Source organism: Chelatococcus sp. XZ-Ab1 (genome assembly GCF_029309855.1).
Lineage (GTDB): Bacteria > Pseudomonadota > Alphaproteobacteria > Rhizobiales > Beijerinckiaceae > Chelatococcus_A > Chelatococcus_A sambhunathii.
The window spans coordinates 64,543-81,999 of sequence record NZ_JARKII010000005.1; the positions used below are offsets into that span (position 1 = coordinate 64,543).

The following is a 17,457-nucleotide window of genomic DNA, read 5'->3' on the forward strand; positions in this document are numbered from 1 at the left end:
TCCGGTGACCTGACATGACCGAACAGACGATCACCCTTCACCCCGGGAATGTCGCCCTCGCCGACTGGCGCCGCGTCTATCTCGGCGCCCCGATTGCTCTCGACGACACGTGCCGCCCGGCCGTCGAAGCCGCGGCGCGCACCATCGATGCCATCATCGCCAAGGGCGAGCCGGTCTACGGCATCAACACCGGCTTCGGGAAGCTGGCGAGCGTGCGCATCGAGGCCGGTGATCTCGCCACGCTCCAGCGCAACATCGTCCTTTCCCATGCCGCCGGCGTCGGCGAACCGCTGCCCGTGCCGGTCGTGCGCCTCGTCATGGCGCTGAAGCTCGCGAGCCTCGCGCAAGGCGCCTCCGGCGTGCGCTGGGAGACGATCCACCACCTCGTCGCCTGCCTCGGCAAGGGCCGCGTGCCCGTCGTGCCCGGCCAGGGCTCGGTCGGCGCCTCGGGCGACCTCGCGCCCCTCGCCCACATGACGGCGGCCTTGATGGGCGTCGGCGAATTCTTCGTCGAGGGCGCTCGCGTGCCGGCGGACAAGGCGCTGGCCGATGCGGGCCTCACGCCCCTCGTGCTCGGGCCGAAGGAGGGGCTCGCCCTTCTCAACGGCACGCAGGTGTCGACGGCGCTGGCGCTCGCCGGGCTGTTCGAGGCCGAGCGCGTCTTCCAGGCCGCCCTCGTCACCGGGGCGCTCGCCACCGATGCCGCCAAGGGCTCCGACGGGCCGTTCGACGAGCGCATCCAGCGCCTGCGCCGCCACCGCGGCCAGGCGGCGACCGCGGCCGCCTTGCGCGCCCTCATGGCCGGCTCGGCCATCCGCGCCTCGCATCTCGCAAACGACGACCGGGTGCAGGACCCCTATTGCCTGCGCTGCCAGCCGCAGGTGATGGGCGCCTGCCTCGACCTCCTGCGCAAGGCCGCCGACTTCCTCGCCACCGAGGCGAACGGCGTCTCCGACAATCCGCTCGTGTTCCCGGAGGCGGGCGAGGTCATCTCCGGCGGCAATTTCCACGCCGAGCCCGTCGCCTTCGCTGCCGACATGATCGCCATGGCCTTGTGCGAGATCGGCTCCCTCGCGGAGCGGCGCATCGCCATGCTGGTCGATCCGGCCCTCTCCGGCCTGCCGGCCTTCCTCACGCCGAAGCCCGGACTCAACTCAGGCTTCATGATCCCGCAGGTCACGGCCGCCGCCCTCGTCTCCGAGAACAAGCAGCGCGCTTATCCGGCAAGCGTCGATTCCATCCCGACCTCGGCCAACCAGGAGGACCACGTCTCCATGGCGACGCACGGCGCCCGCCGGCTCATCCCGATGGCGCAGAATGCCGCGGCCGTCATCGGCATCGAGCTTCTGGCCGCCGCCCAGGGCTGCGACTTCCATGCCCCGATGCGCTCGAGCGAGCCGCTGGAGAAGGCGCGCGCCTTGCTGCGTGCGCGCGTGCCGCACCTCGCCGACGACCGCCACTTCGCCCCCGACATCGCGGCGGCGACCGATCTCGTCCGCTCCGGCGCCCTCGCGGCGGCCGTGGGTGCTGCGATGCTGCCGGCCGTGACGGAGCACGAGCCGTGAGCACGCCCTCCTTCCTTACCGTCACCCGCGGCGAGGCCCCGCTCCTCGTCAGCCTGCCGCATACGGGCACCGACATCCCGGAGGAATTCGCCGCCGGCCTCGTCTCCCCGTGGCGCGCCCGCAAGGACTGCGACTGGTGGATCGAGCGGCTCTACGACTTCGCCGCCGGCCTCGGCGCGACCGTCGTGCACACGGCGATCTCGCGCACGGTCATCGACGTCAACCGCGATCCCTCCGGCGCCTCGCTCTATCCCGGCCAGGCGACGACGGAACTCGTGCCGACGACGACCTTCGACGGCGAGCCGCTCTACGAGCCGGGGCACGAACCCGATTCCCAATCGATTTCAAGGCGCAAGGCGCTTTTCTTCGAGCCCTATCACAAGGCACTCGCCGACGAGATCGCCCGCCTGCGCGCGCTCCATCCGCGCATCGTCGTCTACGACGGCCACTCGATCCGCTCGCGCATACCGAGGCTCTTCGAGGGCGAACTGCCCAACTTCAATATCGGCACCAACGGCGGCACGACCTGCGATCCGGCGCTGACGGCCAGGGTCGCGGAAATCTGCGCCACCTCCGGCCGCAGCCACGTGGTCAACGGCCGCTTCAAGGGCGGCTTCATCACCCGCCACAACGGCCACCCGGCGGACGGCGTCCATGCCATCCAGATGGAGCTCGCCTGCCGCGGCTACATGCGTGAGCCGGTCGGCCCTGTGGACCAAGCCTTCTGGCCCGCCGCCTACGACGAGGCCTATGCCGCCCCCATGCGCGCCGCTCTCACCCGCATTCTCGAAGCCTGCATCGATTTCGCGAGGGGGGCCCGCTGATGCTGCCGACGCTTCTTTCCCGTCATGCTCGCGCCCGTCCCGGGCATCCACGCCCGACCACTTTCGCGCGATCCTCATCAAACACCGTTATGACGGAGCTCGCCCCATGACCCGCATCGACAATGCCCGCGTCATCCGCGCCCCCCGCGGCAGCGACATCAGTGCCAAGAGCTGGCTGACGGAGGCGCCACTGCGCATGCTGATGAACAACCTCGACCCGGACGTCGCCGAGAAGCCGGGCGAACTCGTGGTCTACGGCGGCATCGGCCGCGCCGCGCGCGACTGGGAGAGCTTCGACCGCATCGTCGCCGCGCTGAAGAAACTCGAGGCGGACGAGACGCTGCTCGTCCAGTCCGGCAAGCCGGTCGGCGTTTTCCGCACCCATCCGGATGCGCCGCGTGTGCTCATCGCCAATTCCAACCTCGTGCCGCACTGGGCCACCTGGGACCATTTCAACGAGCTCGATCGAAAAGGCCTCATGATGTACGGCCAGATGACAGCCGGCTCGTGGATCTACATCGGCTCGCAGGGCATCGTGCAGGGCACCTACGAGACCTTCGTCGAGATGGGGCGCCGGCACTACGGCGGCGACCTCTCCGGCCGCTGGATCCTCACCGCCGGCCTCGGCGGCATGGGCGGCGCCCAGCCGCTCGCCGCGGTGATGGCCGGCGCCTCGTGCCTCGCCATCGAATGCCGCCCGTCGAGCATCGAGTTCCGCCTGCGCACCGGCTATGTGGATGTGCAGGCCAAGGACCTCGACGAGGCGCTCGCCATCATCGAGGAGGCCACGCGCACGAAGAAGCCGGTCTCGGTCGCGCTCCTCGGCAATGCCGCCGAGGTGCTGCCGGAGCTGGTCAGCCGCGGCGTGAGGCCCGACTGCGTCACCGACCAGACCTCGGCGCACGATCCCGTCAACGGCTACCTGCCGAAGGGCTGGACGCTCGCGCAGTGGGAAGAAAAACGCGAGGCCGACCCGAAGGCGGTGACGAAGGCGGCCAAGGCCTCCATGGCCGAGCACGTGCGCGCCATGCTCGCCTTCCACCGGATGGGCGTGCCCACCGTCGACTACGGCAACAACATCCGCCAGATGGCGCTCGAGGAAGGCGTTGCCGACGCCTTCGACTTCCCCGGCTTCGTGCCGGCCTACATCCGCCCGCTGTTCTGCCGCGGCATCGGCCCCTTCCGCTGGGCGGCCCTGTCGGGCGATCCGGAGGACATCTACAGGACCGATGCCAAGGTGAAGGAGCTGCTGCCGGAAAACAAGCACCTGCACAACTGGCTCGACATGGCTCAGAAGCGCATCAAGTTCCAGGGCCTGCCGGCGCGCATCTGCTGGGTCGGCCTCGGCGACCGCCATCGCCTCGGCCTCGCCTTCAACGAGATGGTGGCGAAGGGCGAGTTGAAGGCCCCCATCGTCATCGGCCGCGACCATCTCGACAGTGGCTCCGTCGCCTCGCCCAACCGCGAGACCGAGGCGATGCAGGACGGCTCCGACGCCGTCTCCGACTGGCCGCTTCTCAACGCGCTCCTCAACTGCGCCTCTGGCGCCACCTGGGTGTCCCTGCACCACGGCGGCGGCGTCGGCATGGGCTTCTCGCAGCACTCGGGCATGGTCATCGTCTGCGATGGCACGGCGGAGGCGGCGCGGCGCATCGAGCGCGTGTTGTGGAACGACCCGGCGACCGGCGTGATGCGCCATGCCGACGCCGGCTACGACATCGCCATCGCATGCGCGAGGGAGCACGGCCTCAACCTGCCGAGCCTTCCCTGAGGTGAACGACATGAGCGGGGGCGCTGCCATGAAGCCGCTGGCCGATCTCAGGGTGCTCGATTTCAGCCGCGTGCTGGCCGGCCCCTATTGCACCGCCCTCCTCGCCGACCTCGGCGCGGAGGTGATCAAGGTCGAGCCCCCGGGCGGCGACGACTATCGCCACATCGGCCCCTTCGTCGACGGCGAGAGCATGCTCTTCGCCACGGTGAACCGGGGCAAGCGCTCCATCGTCCTCGACCTCGCGAAGGCGGACGATCTCGCCATAGCCCATGCGCTGGCCGCCCGGGCGGACGTGGTCGTCGAAAACTTCCGCCCCGGCGTCGCGGACAAGCTCGGCATCGGCTGGGCGCAGCTGTCCGCGCTCAACCCGCGCCTCGTCTATGCCTCCATCTCCGGCTTCGGCCAGGAGGGGGAGCTGGCGAAGCGCCCGGCCTACGACGTCATCCTGCAGGCGATGAGCGGCATCATGGCCGTGACGGGCGAGCCGGACGGGCCGCCGACCCTCGTCGGCGAATCCATCGCCGACGTCGCCGCCGGCCTCTTCGCCTCGTGGGCGGTGCTCGCGGCCTTGCACGAGCGCCACGGCACGGGGCGCGGCCGCCACATCGACCTTGCCATGTTCGACGCCATGGTGGCCCTGCAGCCGCTCGTCGTCGCCCGCTATCTCGCGACGGGCGAGGCGCCGCGGCGCGTCGGCAACCGCCATCCCCTGTCCGCGCCCTTCGGCGCCTTCGCGGCGCGCGACGGCAGCTTCGTGCTCGCGGTGCTCAACGACAAGCTCTTCCAGCGGCTTGCCGCCTGCATCGACGCGCCCGAGATCGCCGTGGACCCGCGCTTTGCCACCGACAGCAACCGCCTCGCCAACGAGGCGGCGCTGCGCGCGCTCATCGAGGGCTGGTCGCGGCGGCTCGGCGCCCGCGAGGCCGTGGAGGCGCTCGTCGCCCACGGCGTGCCGGCCGCCGAGATCAACGACATGGCCGAGGCCCTCGCCTCCCCGCATGCCGAGGCCCGCGGCCTCCTGCAGGAGGTGAGCGACGCGCGTGCCGGCATGCGGCAGGTGCCCGAGCAGCCGGCGCGCTTCGCCGGCGCGCCGCGCGGTGGCCTTGCCGCCGCCCCTCGCCTCGACGGCGACCGCGCCGCCATTCTGGCCGACCTGGAGGACCGGACGTGAATGCCCCCGCGATGACAGCCGAGGACGCCGCCGCCCTCGTCGAGGCCGTGGCCGACTTCAGTCGCAACGTGCTCGCCCCGGCCGCCGCGGAGATCGACCGCACGGGCCGCTCGGCCACCATGCACCTGCCGCAGCTTGCGCAGATGGGCATCATGGGCCTCAACCTGCCCGAGGCCTGCGGCGGCATCGGCCTGCCGGCGACGGCCCTGTTCGAGGCGGTGGCGGCCATCGCCGGAGCCTGCGGCTCCACGGCCTCCATGGTCACGGCCCATTGGCTCGCGACCGATTCCATCCTCATCGGCGGCACGCCGGAGCAGCAACAGCGCTACCTGCCGGCAGCGGCCGCCGGCAAGGCGCTCGGCGCCTTCGGCCTTACCGAGCCCGGCGCCGGCTCCAACCCGGCCGACATGACGACGCGTGCCGTGCGCGAGGGCGACGACTACCGCATCACCGGCACCAAGCATTTCATCTCCAATGCCGGCGAGGCCGATTTCATCGTCGTCTATGCCAAGACGGACATGGCCGCCGGCGCGCGCGGCATCTCGGCCTTCGTCGTCGAGCCGAAGGCGGGCGGCGTGCGCTGCTCCGCGCCCGAGCCGACCATGGGCCTGCGCGGCGGCCATGTCTTCGAGGTTTCGCTCGATTGCGTCGTGCCGGCAGAGAACCGCCTCGGCGAGGAGGGCAAGGGCTTCCGCACCGCGCTCAAGGTGCTCGACGCCGGGCGGCTCGAGATCGCTGCCTGCGCCGTCGGCATCGCCCAGGCCGCACTGGCCGCGGCGCTCGACTGGGCAAGAGAGCGCAAGGTGGGCGGCGAGCCGATCGCCCATTTCCAGGGCCTGCAATGGATGCTGGCGGACATGGCGACCGACATCGCCGCCGCGCGCCAGCTTGGCCTTGCCGCCGCGCGCAAGCGCGAGGCCGGCGAGCGCTTCTCCATGGAAGCATCGATGGCCAAGCTGCACGCCTCGGAGATGGTCGGCCGCGTGACCGATAAGGCGCTCCAGATCCACGGCGGCTACGGTTTCACCACGGCACTGCCGCTGGAGCGCTACATGCGCGACTGCCGCATCTTCCGCATCTACGAGGGCTCCTCGGAGATCCAGCGCAACATCATCGCGCGCCATCTGCTGGGGTGAGGCTCATGCGCATTCTCCGTGCCGGCGACTATCGCGTCATGCCGTGGAAGAACGGCGGCGGCGAGACCACCGAGATCGCCGCCTTCCCCGAAGGGGCCGGGCTCGAGACCTTCGACTGGCGCGTGAGCATGGCGCGCGTGGCGAGCGACGGGCCGTTCTCGGTCTTTCCGGGGATCGACCGCACGCTGTCGCTCCTCGACGGCCCGGCGCTCACCCTCGCCTTCGACGGCCGGGGCGAGGTCGTCATCGATGCGGCGACGCCGCCCTGTGCTTTCCCGGCCGATGTCGCCGTGACCGGGCGTCTCGCCGGCGCCCCGATCACCGACCTCAACGTGATGACGCGCCGCGGGCGCTGGCGCCACCATGTGCAGCGGGTCGCGGTCGAAAGCCCGCGCGCCCTGCCGCGCCTCGGCGACCTCCTCCTCGTCATCGCGACGCGCGAGGCCGTCACCCTTCGGACGGATGACGGCACGGCGGCCTTGAACCCCGCCGACACCGTCGTCATCGACGAGGAGGCCGTCAGCCTCGCAGCCGACGGCCCCGCAACTGTCTACACGGTCGACCTCTGGCGCCTCTGACGCTCAGCGCGCCGCCTTGAGGGCGAGGCCGAAGGCGATGAAGGCCCAGCCCTGGAAGATGAGATCGATCGCGAGCAGCAGGCCCAGCACCCACAGGCTGTTCACCGGCCAGCCGGCCGCGATGATGAGGCCGGTGAGAAGCGTCAACAGACCGGCGGCGACGATCCAGCCCCAGCCCTTCTCCGGTCGGGCATTGAAACCAACCCAGATGCGGATGAGGCCGGCGACGATGAGCGAGACGGCGAGCAGCAGCGTCAGCACGCCGGAGGCGAGAAGCGGGTTGTAGAAGGCGAAGAAACCGGCCACCGCGTAGATGAGGCCGCTCGCAAGCCAGAAGAAGAAGCGACCCCAAGTCTTGACGCCGAAGGCATGCACGATCTCGATGATGCCGCCGACGAGCATGAGCGCGCCGACGTAATAGACCGTGGCGACCGTCGCGACGAAGAGATGCGCGAAGGCTATGCCGCCAAAGACGAGCAGGCCGACGCCGAGCGCGACGAACCAGCCCCACTTCGCCCGCACCTCGCCGACGGCCACGCCGAGCGGACTCTCGTTGAGCGTATTGGCCATTGCTCCCCCGCGACTGTCCGCCTGAGGGACGGGAAGCGGGCCCGGACAGCAGCCCGACTCACCCGATACTTGGTAAGGATAGCGCCCAGGCCGAACAATGGCAAAGAAATGCGCGGCGCAGTTTTCCGTAAATTTTAGTGTTCTGTCGCCGCCAGCACCGCTTCAACACGGATCTCTTCCGTAAGTCTCGCCTTCAGCGCCGAGAATTCGGGGCTCGTCTTCATCTTGTAATCGCGCGGATGCGGCAGGTCGACGGCGAGGTCGGCCTTGATGCGCCCGGGCCGGGCCGACATGACGATGACACGCGAGGCGAGGAAGATCGCCTCCTCGATGTCGTGGGTGACGAACAGGACCGTCTTGCGCTCGCGCTCCCAGATGCCGAGCAGCAACTCCTGCATCAGCGAGCGGGTCTGGTTGTCGAGGGCGCCGAAGGGCTCGTCGAGCAGCAGGATCTCGGGGTCGTTGGCGAGCGCGCGGGCGATCGCCGTGCGCTGCTGCATGCCGCCGGAGAGCTGCTTGGGCCAGTGGTTCTCGAAGCCCCTGAGGCCGACCTTGTCGATATAGGAGGCGACGATGTCCCTGGTCTCGGCTTCCCGCCGGCCCTTCTCCCTGAGGCCGAAGGCGATGTTCTGCGCCACCGTGAGCCAGGGAAAGAGCGTGTAGGACTGGAACACCATGCCCCGGTCGGCACCGGGGCCGGTGATGCGGCGCCCGTCGAGCCGCACCTCGCCCGCGCTCGGCCTGTCGAGCCCGGCGACGATGCGCAGCAGCGTGGACTTGCCGCAGCCGGAGGGGCCGAGGATGGTGATGAAGTCGTTGGCCGCGACCGAGAGGTTCGTCGGCGTCAGCGCCGTCACCGGCGCCCCGCCGCGCACCCCCGGGAAGATGCGCGAGACGTTGTCGATGACGAGCTTGGTCACGCGAGCCTCCACGGGAAGAGCCAGCGGTTGGCCGCCTTGAACAGGAAATCGGAGACGAGGCCGATGAGGCCGATGACGATGATGCCGAAGATGATCTGGCCGGTGGCGAGCAGCGCCTGGCTGTCGATGATCATGTGGCCGATGCCGGACGAGGAGCCGATGAGCTCGGCGACGATGACATAGGTCCACGCCCAGCCGAGGACGAGGCGCAGGATCTCGGCGATCTCCGGCGCATTGGCCGGGATCATGACGCGGCGCACGATGCCCGTGTCGCGTGCGCCGAGCGTGTAGGCGGCTTCGACGAGGTCACGCCGGGTGGAGCCCACCGAGACCGCGACCATGAGAATGATCTGGAACACCGAGCCGATGAAGATGACGAGCAGCTTCTGCACCTCGCCGATGCCCGCCCACAGGATGAGGAGCGGGATGAAGGCCGAGGCCGGCAGATAGCGCGCGAAGGAGACGAAGGGCTCGAAGAAGGCCTCGATCGGCTTGTAGGCGCCCATGAGGATGCCAAGCGGCACGGCAACGATGGCCGCCAGCACGAAGCCGCCGACCACGCGCCAGATGGTGACGCCGATGTCGAACAGGAAGCCGTGATCGGCTAGGAGCGCCCAGCCGTCCGCGACCATGGTGAGCGGATCGGCGAGGAATGTGCGGGAGACATAGCCGCCGAAGGTGGCGAAGCCCCAGCCCAGTACGAAGAGGATGAAGAAGGAGATGCCGAGGACGATGCGCGCGCCCTGCCCGATCGGTTCCAGTGGTCTCAGCATGACGTTCCGCTCGTGCCGTTTCCGGTCAGCCGCGCCCACTCCGCCCCCTCGCTGGCGAGGGAGCGGCCGGTCGCATGGAAGGTGCGGGCTTCAGGTGAAGCCGCCGAAGGCTCACTTGATGAAGCTGGTGTCGACGATCTTCGAAATGTCCGGCTTCTGCTTGATGATGCCGATCTCGAGAAGCAAATCGGCCGCCTCGTTGGAGAACTTCTCGAACTCGCCGGAAAAGAAGGTCCGGTTGGCCTCGCGATCCTGCCAGCGCAGGTATTGGGCCGACTTGCCGAACTGCTCGCCCGTCTGCTTCACGTCGGCGCCCATGATCTCGAAGGCCTTCTTCTCGTCGGCCTTGATCATGTCGAGCGCCTCGAAGTAGCTGTCGGCGAGCGCCTTGGCCGCTTGCGGGTTCTCCTCGAGGAACTTCGGCGTGCAGCCGAAGGTGTCCATGACGACCGGATAGTCGAGCGTCGTGGCGATGATCTTGCCGGCCTCCGGCTTGTCGCGCACGGTCGAGAGATACGGCTCGTAGCTCATGGCCGCGTCGTTCTGGCCGGCGACGAAGGCCTGGGCCGCGGGACCGGGCTCGAGATTGACGACCTTGACGTCCTTCACGGAGAGGCCGTTCTGCTTCAGCATCCAGGCGAGCACGAAATAGGGCGAGGTGCCCGGCGCGGAGGCCGCGACGCTCTTGCCCTTCAGGTCCTTGATCGACTGGATGTCGTTGCGCACGACCATGCCATCGGCGCCGTAGGACTTGTCCATCTGGAAGATCTGCTTGGTGGCGATGCCGTTGGCGTTCCACGCCACCCAGGTCTCCACCGTCGTCGCGGCGCACTGGATGTCGCCCGAGGCGATGGCGAGGTGCCGGCTCGCCTGCGGAATCTTCTTGATGGTGACGTCGAGGCCGTTCTTCTCGAAGATGCCGGCCTCCTTGGCGAGCGTGAGCGGCGCAAAGCCCGTCCAGCCGCTCATGCCGATGACCACCTGCGTGTTGGCCGCCGATGCGGTGCCCGCCGCGCCGATGAGGATCGCTGCAGCGAGCCCGAATGCCGAAGTGCGCTTCATGACGTGTCTCCCGGTCCGTTGACCCCTCTTCATTGAATGGCAGCACGCCGCAGCCCCGCTGTCAATTGTCTAGACATAACTGCATACACTTTCCCACGCAGGCCGGGCATCTGCCTGTCTGGGCGGCAAGGAGGCCTTGCTAGGCGGCCGTGTACGTGCAGTCCCATGCGGTTGGTACAATGCGGCTAGCCGGTCGGCGTCCTTGACAAAGCACCCGCCAGGGGACACATGTGGCGCGGGTCGCATCGTTTCCCTTTCACGTTCGGCTGCGTGAGCGACGTTCATTCGTCGATTGAGCCGTTCGTCCGGCGACCGATCCTTCCGGAACAGCCCAATTCACGCGGGGCGTTCGTTTCCCCGCGTTCGTGCGCCCGCTTCGGCTCGTTGCCGGCGGCGTGTCCGGCGCGCACCATGAAAGACGATAAGTGACTTCATTTTCCGATCTCGGCCTCGCCCAACCGCTGCTCAAGGCACTGGAGAGCGAGGGTTACGAGCAGCCGACGCCGATCCAGGCGCAGGCCATTCCCCATGTCCTCTCCGGCCGCGACCTGCTCGGCATCGCCCAGACGGGCACGGGCAAGACGGCGGCCTTCGCCCTCCCCATCCTTCACCGCCTCGCCAGCGCGCCGAAGCGCCCGGGCCGTGGGCGCTGCCGCGTGCTCGTGCTGAGTCCGACGCGCGAGCTCGCCAGCCAGATCGGCGAGAGCTTCCGCACCTATGGTCGCCACCTCAACCTGCGCACCGCCGTGATCTTCGGCGGCGTCGGCCACCGGCCGCAGTCCGATGCGTTGGCGCGCGGCCTCGACGTGCTGGTCGCGACGCCCGGCCGGCTGATCGACCACATGCAGACGGGTGCCGTCAGCTTTGCCGAGACCGAGGTCGTGGTCCTCGACGAGGCCGACCAGATGCTCGACATGGGCTTCATCCACGCCATCCGGAAGATCGTGCAGCGCCTGCCGAAGGAGCGCCAGAACCTCTTCTTCTCGGCCACCATGCCGAAGGAGATCGCCGCGCTTGCGTCCGACCTGCTGCACGACCCGGTGCAGGTTTCGGTGACGCCGGTCGCGACGACGGCCGAGCGCATCGACCAGCGCGTCATCTTCGTCGAGACGGCGCGCAAGCGTAACCTCCTCGCCGAGATCCTGAAGGGCGAGAAGCTCGGCCGCGCGCTCGTCTTCACCCGCACCAAGCACGGCGCCGACCGCGTGGTGCGCCACCTCGAACAGGACGGCATCCGGGCCGCGGCGATCCACGGCAACAAGAGCCAGTCGCAGCGCGAGCGCGCGCTCGGCAGCTTCCGCACCGGCGAGACGCCCATCCTTGTTGCGACGGACATCGCCGCCCGCGGCATCGATGTCGACGGCGTGACCCACGTTATCAACTTCGACCTGCCGAACGTGCCGGAATCCTACGTGCATCGCATCGGCCGCACGGCCCGCGCCGGCGCCGACGGCAGCGCCATCTCCTTCTGTGACGGTGAGGAGCGCGCCTATCTCCGGGCCATCGAGAAGCTGACGCGCCAGAAGATCCCGGCAACCGACCGGCGCGCCAATCCGGGCGCCGAGCCGGAGGAGCCCGCCGAAGCCCGCCCACAGGGCCGCAACGGCGGCGGCAGGAACGGCCCCGGCAAGAACGCCACTGGCAGGGGCCGGCACTCTCCGCGCGGCAGCCGCAACACGCCGCAGCCGGGCCACCACAGTGCCGGCAAGGCGCCGGGTCACGGCAACGGCCATGGTCACGGCAGCGGCCTCGGCCAGGGCAACGGCCAGCGCCAGCAGGACGGTGCGTCCCGCCGTGATGGCCAGCGGCCGGCCAAGGCCGCGCAGGGCAGCGGCAAGCCGCAGCAGCGCGACCACCACCGTGGTCAGGGCCAGGGTCATGGCCCGGCCGGCGCCGAGCGCATGGACGGCATCGGTTTCATGCGCCCGGCCCGCCGCCGCGGCGACGGCCCGTCCCGCTGAAGCACGCCGGCCGGCAACCTCCCGTCGCCACGCTCGGGCTCGCCCGGGACGGGGTCCGGAAGGAGCAAGTCGGGCACACCCGACTTGCGACAGACGGGATCAGCGGCGCCGGCTCGTGCCGTCAGCATGCTGCCATGATCGGCATCCACCCTGTGCCGTGAGGCAGCAACCAAGCTCACGGCCAGGGGCATGACGCGCGCGTCGTCCGGCTCGACCGGATCAGCAAGGAGATTGTCGACCTTCGCGTGCCGGCCGCGCACGCGCCGCGAGATCGTGGCCGATGCGGTCGTGCACGTCATAGGCCTTGTTGCCGCCGGCGTCGGCGCGGTGGTGCTCGTCGGCATCGTGCTGCACGGCGGCGCCTATGGTGCCCTGCCCGCCGTGGCGCTCTACACGCTCGGCCTTTTCGTCATGCTTGGCTGCTCCTGCGCCTACAATCTGGCGCCGGCGTCGCCGCGCAAGGAGAAGCTGCGCCAGTTCGACCAGGCCGGCATCTTCCTGATGATCGCCGGCACCTACACGCCCTTCACGACGCTCGGCCTCGGCGGCCCCTGGGCCGTCGGCCTGACGAGCTTCGTCTGGCTCGCGGCCATCGCCGGCGCCTGCCTGAAGCTGTTCTTCCCGCGCCGCTTCGACCGCCTGACGATCGCCGCCTATCTCACGCTGGGCTGGGCGGGCGCTGTCGCCGTTGCCCCGCTGACGGATGCGCTCGGCCTGACCACGCTGGCGCTGATCGCCGTCGGAGGCGTGCTCTATTCGGTCGGCGTCGTCTTCCATCTTGCCGAACGCCTGCCCTTTCAGGCGGCCATCTGGCACGGCTTCGTCGTCGCCGCCGCCGGCGTGCACTATGCAGCTGTGCTGCGCGCGCTGACCCCCGTCCTGAGCGCATAGAAAAGCGCCCGCGGGATCATCCTGCGGGCGCTCGCAACAAGGGTCTCTCTCAGCGCGAGAACTTCTTGTACTGGATACGTTTCGGGATCGTGGAATCGATGCCGAGGCGGCGCTTCTTGTCTTCCTCGTAGTCCTCGAAGTTGCCCTCGAACCACTCCACATGGCTGTCGCCCTCGAAGGCGAGCATGTGGGTGGCGACGCGGTCGAGGAACATGCGGTCGTGGCTGATGATGACGGCGCAGCCGGCGTAATCCTCCAGCGCCTCCTCCAGCGCACGCAAGGTGTCGACGTCGAGGTCGTTGGTCGGCTCGTCGAGCAGCAGGACGTTGGCGCCCGACTTCAGCATCTTGGCGAGATGCACGCGGTTGCGCTCGCCGCCCGAGAGCATGCCCACCTTCTTCTGCTGGTCGCCGCCCTTGAAGTTGAAGGCCGAGCAATAGGCCCGCGAGTTGATCTCGCGCTTGCCGAGATAGATGACATCGTTGCCGCCGGAGATTTCCTCCCAGACGGTCTTGTTGTCGTCGAGTGCGTCGCGCGACTGGTCGACATAGCCGAGCTTGACCGATTCCCCGATGGTGATGGTGCCGGCGTCCGGCGTCTCCTGACCGGTGATCATGCGGAACAGGGTCGTCTTGCCCGCGCCGTTCGGCCCGATGACGCCGACGATGCCGCCGGGCGGCAGCTTGAACGACAGCCCGTCGATGAGCAGCCGATCGCCGAAGCCCTTGGTGAGGCCATCGAACTCGATAACGTTGTTGCCCAGCCGCTCGGCAATCGGGATGACGATCTGGGCCGTCGAGGGCGCCTTCTCCGAGGCCTTCCGCACCAGTTCCTCATAGCGCTGGATACGCGCCTTGTTCTTGGCCTGGCGAGCCTTGGGCGAGGCCGAGATCCACTCGCGCTCGCGCTCCAGCGTGCGCTGGCGCGCCTCCTCCTCGCGGCCCTCCTGGGCGAGGCGCTTCTGCTTCTGCTCCAGCCACGAGGAATAGTTGCCCTCGTACGGAATGCCGCGACCGCGGTCGAGTTCGAGGATCCAACCCGTGACGTTGTCGAGGAAGTAGCGGTCGTGGGTGACGATCAGGATCGCACCCGGGTAGGTCCTGAGGTGCCCTTCGAGCCAAGCCACCGTCTCGGCGTCGAGATGGTTGGTCGGCTCGTCGAGCAGCAGCAGGTCCGGCTGGGCGAGAAGCAGCTGGCACAGCGCAACGCGACGCTTTTCGCCGCCCGACAGCGAGGCGACCTCCGCATCGTCCGGCGGGCAGCGCAGGGCATCCATGGCCTGGTCGACCTTGGAATCGAGGTCCCACAAGCCCTTGGCCTCGATCTCGTCCTGCAGCCGCGTCATCTCGTCGGCCGTCTCGTCCGAGTAGTTCATGGCGAGCTCGTTGTAGCGCTCGAGCACTGCCTTTTCGCCGGCGACCCCTTCCATGACGTTCTCGCGCACGGTCTTCGTCGGGTTGAGCTGCGGCTCCTGCGGCAGGTAGCCGACGCGCGCGCCTTCCGCCGCCCAGGCTTCGCCCGTGAACTCCTTGTCGAGCCCGGCCATGACCTTGAGCAGCGTCGACTTGCCGGCGCCGTTGACGCCCAGCACGCCGATCTTGGCGCCCGGGTAGAAGGACAGGTGCACGTTGTCGAGGACCTTCTTGCCGCCAGGGTAGGTCTTCGACAGGCCGCGCATGTGGTAGACATACTGATAGGAGGCCATTCAAGTCTCTCTCAACGAAAGGACCGCATGCTCCCGGCGTGCACCGCGCACGCGGGAACTGTCGGCCGCATCGGAAATTCGAGCCACGAGTTATCAGGCGGGCGAGGTCGGTTCAAGCCACGCGGCCCGCACGCGACCTGCCGGATCCGCCATGCTGCGCATCACCGACCATATAAGCATCGACGAAAGCGAAATCGAGGAAAGCCATATCCGTGCCTCCGGCCCCGGCGGCCAGCATGTCAACAAGACGGCGAGCGCGGTGCAGCTGCGCTTCGACGCCCGCCGCTCCCCATCCCTGCCGAACGACGTCGCCATCCGCCTCATGAAGCTCGCGGGCAGCCGCCTGACGCAGGAAGGGGTCATCGTCATCACCGCCCAGTCGCACCGCAGCCAGCTGCGCAACCGCGAGGAGGCGCTCGACAGGCTGGTGGACCTGATCCGGCAGGCAACGGTGCGCCCCAAGCCGCGCCGGCCGACGAAACCGACGAAGGCCTCCAGGGAGCGGCGGCTCGAAGGCAAGCAGCGCCGCTCGGCCGTGAAGTCCGTCCGCCGGGCCAAGCCGACGGTGGAGTGACGGCCCGGCGATCGTGGAGCCAGACCTGCGCGCCGTTTCCCTGCCGTCATGCCCGCGCTCGTCGCGGGCATCCACGCCTTCAACCGAAAAGCAACATCAAAGGCGTGGATGGCCGGGACAAGCCCGGCCATGACGACCGAGGCGCCTCTGCCTGCCCCGCGAGACGGAACTGCGGCGCCGGGCTTCCCCACATCGTGATCCCCACGCGCGGCACGCACGCCCGGCATGCACTGCTCGGTGCTTTTGCAATGCGCGCCGGGGCGCTTATGGTGTGCGCCGACAGCGGCACCGGTGCAGTGCCGCACGGCAATCATCGAGGAACGACAGGAAGAGGCATGACCGCACATTTCCAGAACTTCATCGCCGGTGAGTGGGTCGCCGGGCACGACGCCACCAGAAACATCAACCCGTCGAACACCAATGACGTCATCGGCGAATATTCCCGCGCCAGCGCGGCCGACACCGAGCGCGCCATCGCCGCGGCCAAGGCCGCCTTCCCGGCCTGGGCCCGCACGACCCCGCAGGAGCGTCACGACATCCTCAAGAGGGCCGGCGACGAGATCCTCGCCCGCAAGGACGAGCTTGGCCGCCTGCTCTCGCGCGAAGAGGGCAAGACGCTGCCGGAGGGCGTCGGCGAGGTGGCGCGCGCCGGCCAGATCTTCCTCTTCTTCGCGCAGGAAGCGCTGCGCCTCGCCGGCGACAAGATCGCCTCCGTGCGCCCCGGCGTCGATATCGAGATCACGCGCGAGCCGGTCGGCGTCGTCGGCATCATCGCCCCGTGGAACTTCCCCATCGCCATTCCCGCGTGGAAGATCGCCCCGGCGCTCTGCTACGGCAACACGGTCGTGTTCAAGCCGGCTGACCTCGTGCCCGGCTCGGCCCATGCCCTGTCCGAGATCATCGTGCGCGCCGGCATTCCCGCCGGCGTCTTCAACCTCGTCATGGGCCGCGGCTCGGTCGTCGGCGAAACGCTGCTGAAATCGCGGGACGTCAACGCCATCACCTTCACGGGCTCCGTCTCGACTGGCCGCAAGGTGGCCGAGGCCTGCGTCGGCACGATGAAGAAGTTCCAGCTCGAGATGGGCGGCAAGAACCCACTCGTCGTGCTCGACGACGCCGACCTCAAGACGGCGGTGGAATGCACCGTCAACGGCGCCTTCTTCTCCACGGGCCAGCGTTGCACGGCCTCCTCGCGCGTCATCGTGACGGCCGGCATCCATGACCGCTTCGTCGATGCGGTGGCCGAGCGCATGAAGGGGCTCGTCGTCGATGACGCCCTGAAGGCCGGCACCCATATCGGCCCGGTGGTCGACCAGAACCAGCTCGACCAGGACCTCTCCTACGTCAAGATCGGCCAGGACGAGGGCGCCCGCCTCGTCGCCGGCGGCGAGGTGCTGAACCGCGAGACGCCTGGCTTCTACATGGCGCCCGCGCTCTTCACCGAGTGCACCAACGCCATGCGCATCTCGCGCGAGGAGATCTTCGGCCCCGTTGCCAGCGTCATCCGCGCCAGGGACTATGACGAGGCCCTCGCCCTCGCCAATGACACCGAGTTCGGCCTGTCGGCGGGCATCTGTACCTCGAGCCTCAAATACGCCAGCCACTTCAAGCGCAACGCCGAGGTCGGCATGGTCATGGTCAACCTGCCGACCGCCGGCGTCGACTACCACGTGCCCTTCGGCGGCAGCAAGGGCTCGTCCTACGGCGCCCGCGAGCAAGGCCGCTACGCGGTGGAGTTCTACACGACGGTCAAGACGGCCTACACGCTGCCGGTGTGACCGGCAGCTGCAGACGACACAAGAAGCAAGGCCGCCTCCGGGCGGCCTTTTTAGGCCGTAGACTCATAACCGCGTAGCCAGATGCGGATGGACGCGAGCTTCACGGCGGCGAGGAAGTTTTCCGCCGTCTTGTCGAAGCGGGTGGCGATACGGCGGAAGTGTTTGATCTTGTTGAAGA

Annotated in this window: 15 protein-coding genes and 1 pseudogene; 10 read left to right on the plus strand and 6 right to left on the minus strand. The window is 68.8% G+C overall.

All coding sequences use genetic code 11. The features are described 5' to 3' along the window. The first annotated feature begins 14 nt into the window (after positions 1–14). The 6 genes from hutH to P2T65_RS09555 all read left to right on the plus strand — a co-directional run bounded on the left by hutH (position 15) and on the right by P2T65_RS09555 (position 7,045). Positions 15–1,565 carry a histidine ammonia-lyase gene (hutH, locus tag P2T65_RS09530; protein ID WP_276199664.1) on the plus strand — a complete coding sequence of 517 codons (1,551 nt, stop codon included), beginning with the start codon at positions 15–17 and terminating at the stop codon, positions 1,563–1,565. Further along, positions 1,562–2,389 carry an N-formylglutamate deformylase gene (hutG, locus tag P2T65_RS09535; RefSeq protein ID WP_276199665.1) on the plus strand — a complete coding sequence of 276 codons (828 nt, stop codon included), beginning with the start codon at positions 1,562–1,564 and terminating at the stop codon, positions 2,387–2,389. The genes hutH and hutG overlap by 4 nt, the downstream gene beginning before the upstream one ends. A gap of 106 nt (positions 2,390–2,495) precedes the next feature. Then, on the plus strand, positions 2,496–4,160 hold the full coding sequence (gene hutU, locus P2T65_RS09540; RefSeq protein ID WP_276199666.1) for a urocanate hydratase: 1,665 nt from the start codon (positions 2,496–2,498) through the stop codon (positions 4,158–4,160). A gap of 10 nt (positions 4,161–4,170) precedes the next feature. After that, complete coding sequence (locus P2T65_RS09545; protein ID WP_276199667.1) at positions 4,171–5,331, plus strand: CoA transferase; 1,161 nt, start codon at positions 4,171–4,173, stop codon at positions 5,329–5,331. Beyond that, positions 5,328–6,467 (plus strand): acyl-CoA dehydrogenase family protein, encoded by a 1,140-nt coding sequence (locus P2T65_RS09550; protein WP_276199668.1) that lies wholly within the window; start codon positions 5,328–5,330, stop codon positions 6,465–6,467. The genes P2T65_RS09545 and P2T65_RS09550 overlap by 4 nt, the downstream gene beginning before the upstream one ends. Positions 6,468–6,472: 5 nt before the next feature. Further along, positions 6,473–7,045, plus strand: coding sequence for a HutD family protein (locus P2T65_RS09555; protein WP_276199669.1), 573 nt, complete (start codon positions 6,473–6,475; stop codon positions 7,043–7,045). Between the two features lie 3 nt (positions 7,046–7,048). Here P2T65_RS09555 and P2T65_RS09560 read toward each other — a convergent pair whose 3' ends face one another. From P2T65_RS09560 to P2T65_RS09575, 4 genes are all read right to left on the minus strand, one after another. Then, complete coding sequence (locus P2T65_RS09560; protein ID WP_055458064.1) at positions 7,049–7,615, minus strand: HdeD family acid-resistance protein; 567 nt, start codon at positions 7,613–7,615, stop codon at positions 7,049–7,051. 134 nt (positions 7,616–7,749) lie between these two features. Then, positions 7,750–8,535, minus strand: coding sequence for an ABC transporter ATP-binding protein (locus P2T65_RS09565; protein ID WP_019401448.1), 786 nt, complete (start codon positions 8,533–8,535; stop codon positions 7,750–7,752). Beyond that, positions 8,532–9,305, minus strand: a complete 774-nt coding sequence (locus P2T65_RS09570; protein ID WP_096335171.1) for an ABC transporter permease — start codon at positions 9,303–9,305, stop codon at positions 8,532–8,534. The genes P2T65_RS09565 and P2T65_RS09570 overlap by 4 nt, the downstream gene beginning before the upstream one ends. A 114-nt stretch (positions 9,306–9,419) precedes the next feature. After that, positions 9,420–10,370: an ABC transporter substrate-binding protein gene (locus P2T65_RS09575; protein ID WP_055458062.1), complete on the minus strand. Its 951-nt coding sequence runs from the start codon at positions 10,368–10,370 to the stop codon at positions 9,420–9,422. A 425-nt stretch (positions 10,371–10,795) separates the two neighbouring features. On the opposite strand from P2T65_RS09575, the gene P2T65_RS09580 reads away from it, so the two are divergent. Beyond that, positions 10,796–12,331 carry a DEAD/DEAH box helicase gene (locus P2T65_RS09580; protein WP_071923901.1) on the plus strand — a complete coding sequence of 512 codons (1,536 nt, stop codon included), beginning with the start codon at positions 10,796–10,798 and terminating at the stop codon, positions 12,329–12,331. A 231-nt stretch (positions 12,332–12,562) separates the two neighbouring features. Next, positions 12,563–13,222, plus strand: a complete 660-nt coding sequence (locus P2T65_RS09585; protein ID WP_055458060.1) for a hemolysin III family protein — start codon at positions 12,563–12,565, stop codon at positions 13,220–13,222. Between the two features lie 49 nt (positions 13,223–13,271). Here the strand turns inward: P2T65_RS09585 and ettA are convergent, their stop codons facing one another. Further along, on the minus strand, positions 13,272–14,927 hold the full coding sequence (gene ettA, locus P2T65_RS09590; protein ID WP_055458059.1) for an energy-dependent translational throttle protein EttA: 1,656 nt from the start codon (positions 14,925–14,927) through the stop codon (positions 13,272–13,274). A 151-nt stretch (positions 14,928–15,078) separates the two neighbouring features. Here ettA and arfB point away from each other — a divergent pair, with 151 nt between their 5' ends. Both arfB and P2T65_RS09600 read left to right on the plus strand, forming a co-directional pair. Further along, the gene (arfB, locus tag P2T65_RS09595) at positions 15,079–15,501 is read left to right on the plus strand and encodes an alternative ribosome rescue aminoacyl-tRNA hydrolase ArfB (RefSeq protein WP_055458058.1); all 423 of its coding nucleotides are present in this window, start codon (positions 15,079–15,081) and stop codon (positions 15,499–15,501) included. A gap of 335 nt (positions 15,502–15,836) precedes the next feature. Next, complete coding sequence (locus tag P2T65_RS09600; protein ID WP_276199670.1) at positions 15,837–17,279, plus strand: aldehyde dehydrogenase family protein; 1,443 nt, start codon at positions 15,837–15,839, stop codon at positions 17,277–17,279. A 50-nt stretch (positions 17,280–17,329) separates the two neighbouring features. Here the strand turns inward: P2T65_RS09600 and P2T65_RS09605 are convergent. After that, positions 17,330–17,457: pseudogene (locus P2T65_RS09605) on the minus strand (IS5/IS1182 family transposase); the annotation flags it as partial.

What these genes read in the sequence shown, in the direction of transcription:
- P2T65_RS09560 (WP_055458064.1), bottom strand. Translation starts at nt 7,615, where the DNA reads ATGGCCAATACGCTCAACGAGAGTCCGCTCGGCGTGGCCGTCGGCGAG.
- arfB (WP_055458058.1), top strand. Translation starts at nt 15,079, where the DNA reads ATGCTGCGCATCACCGACCATATAAGCATCGACGAAAGCGAAATCGAG.
- P2T65_RS09555 (WP_276199669.1), top strand. Translation starts at nt 6,473, where the DNA reads ATGCGCATTCTCCGTGCCGGCGACTATCGCGTCATGCCGTGGAAGAAC.
- ettA (WP_055458059.1), bottom strand. Translation starts at nt 14,927, where the DNA reads ATGGCCTCCTATCAGTATGTCTACCACATGCGCGGCCTGTCGAAGACC.
- P2T65_RS09575 (WP_055458062.1), bottom strand. Translation starts at nt 10,370, where the DNA reads ATGAAGCGCACTTCGGCATTCGGGCTCGCTGCAGCGATCCTCATCGGC.
- hutU (WP_276199666.1), top strand. Translation starts at nt 2,496, where the DNA reads ATGACCCGCATCGACAATGCCCGCGTCATCCGCGCCCCCCGCGGCAGC.
- P2T65_RS09600 (WP_276199670.1), top strand. Translation starts at nt 15,837, where the DNA reads ATGACCGCACATTTCCAGAACTTCATCGCCGGTGAGTGGGTCGCCGGG.
- hutH (WP_276199664.1), top strand. Translation starts at nt 15, where the DNA reads ATGACCGAACAGACGATCACCCTTCACCCCGGGAATGTCGCCCTCGCC.
- P2T65_RS09545 (WP_276199667.1), top strand. Translation starts at nt 4,171, where the DNA reads ATGAGCGGGGGCGCTGCCATGAAGCCGCTGGCCGATCTCAGGGTGCTC.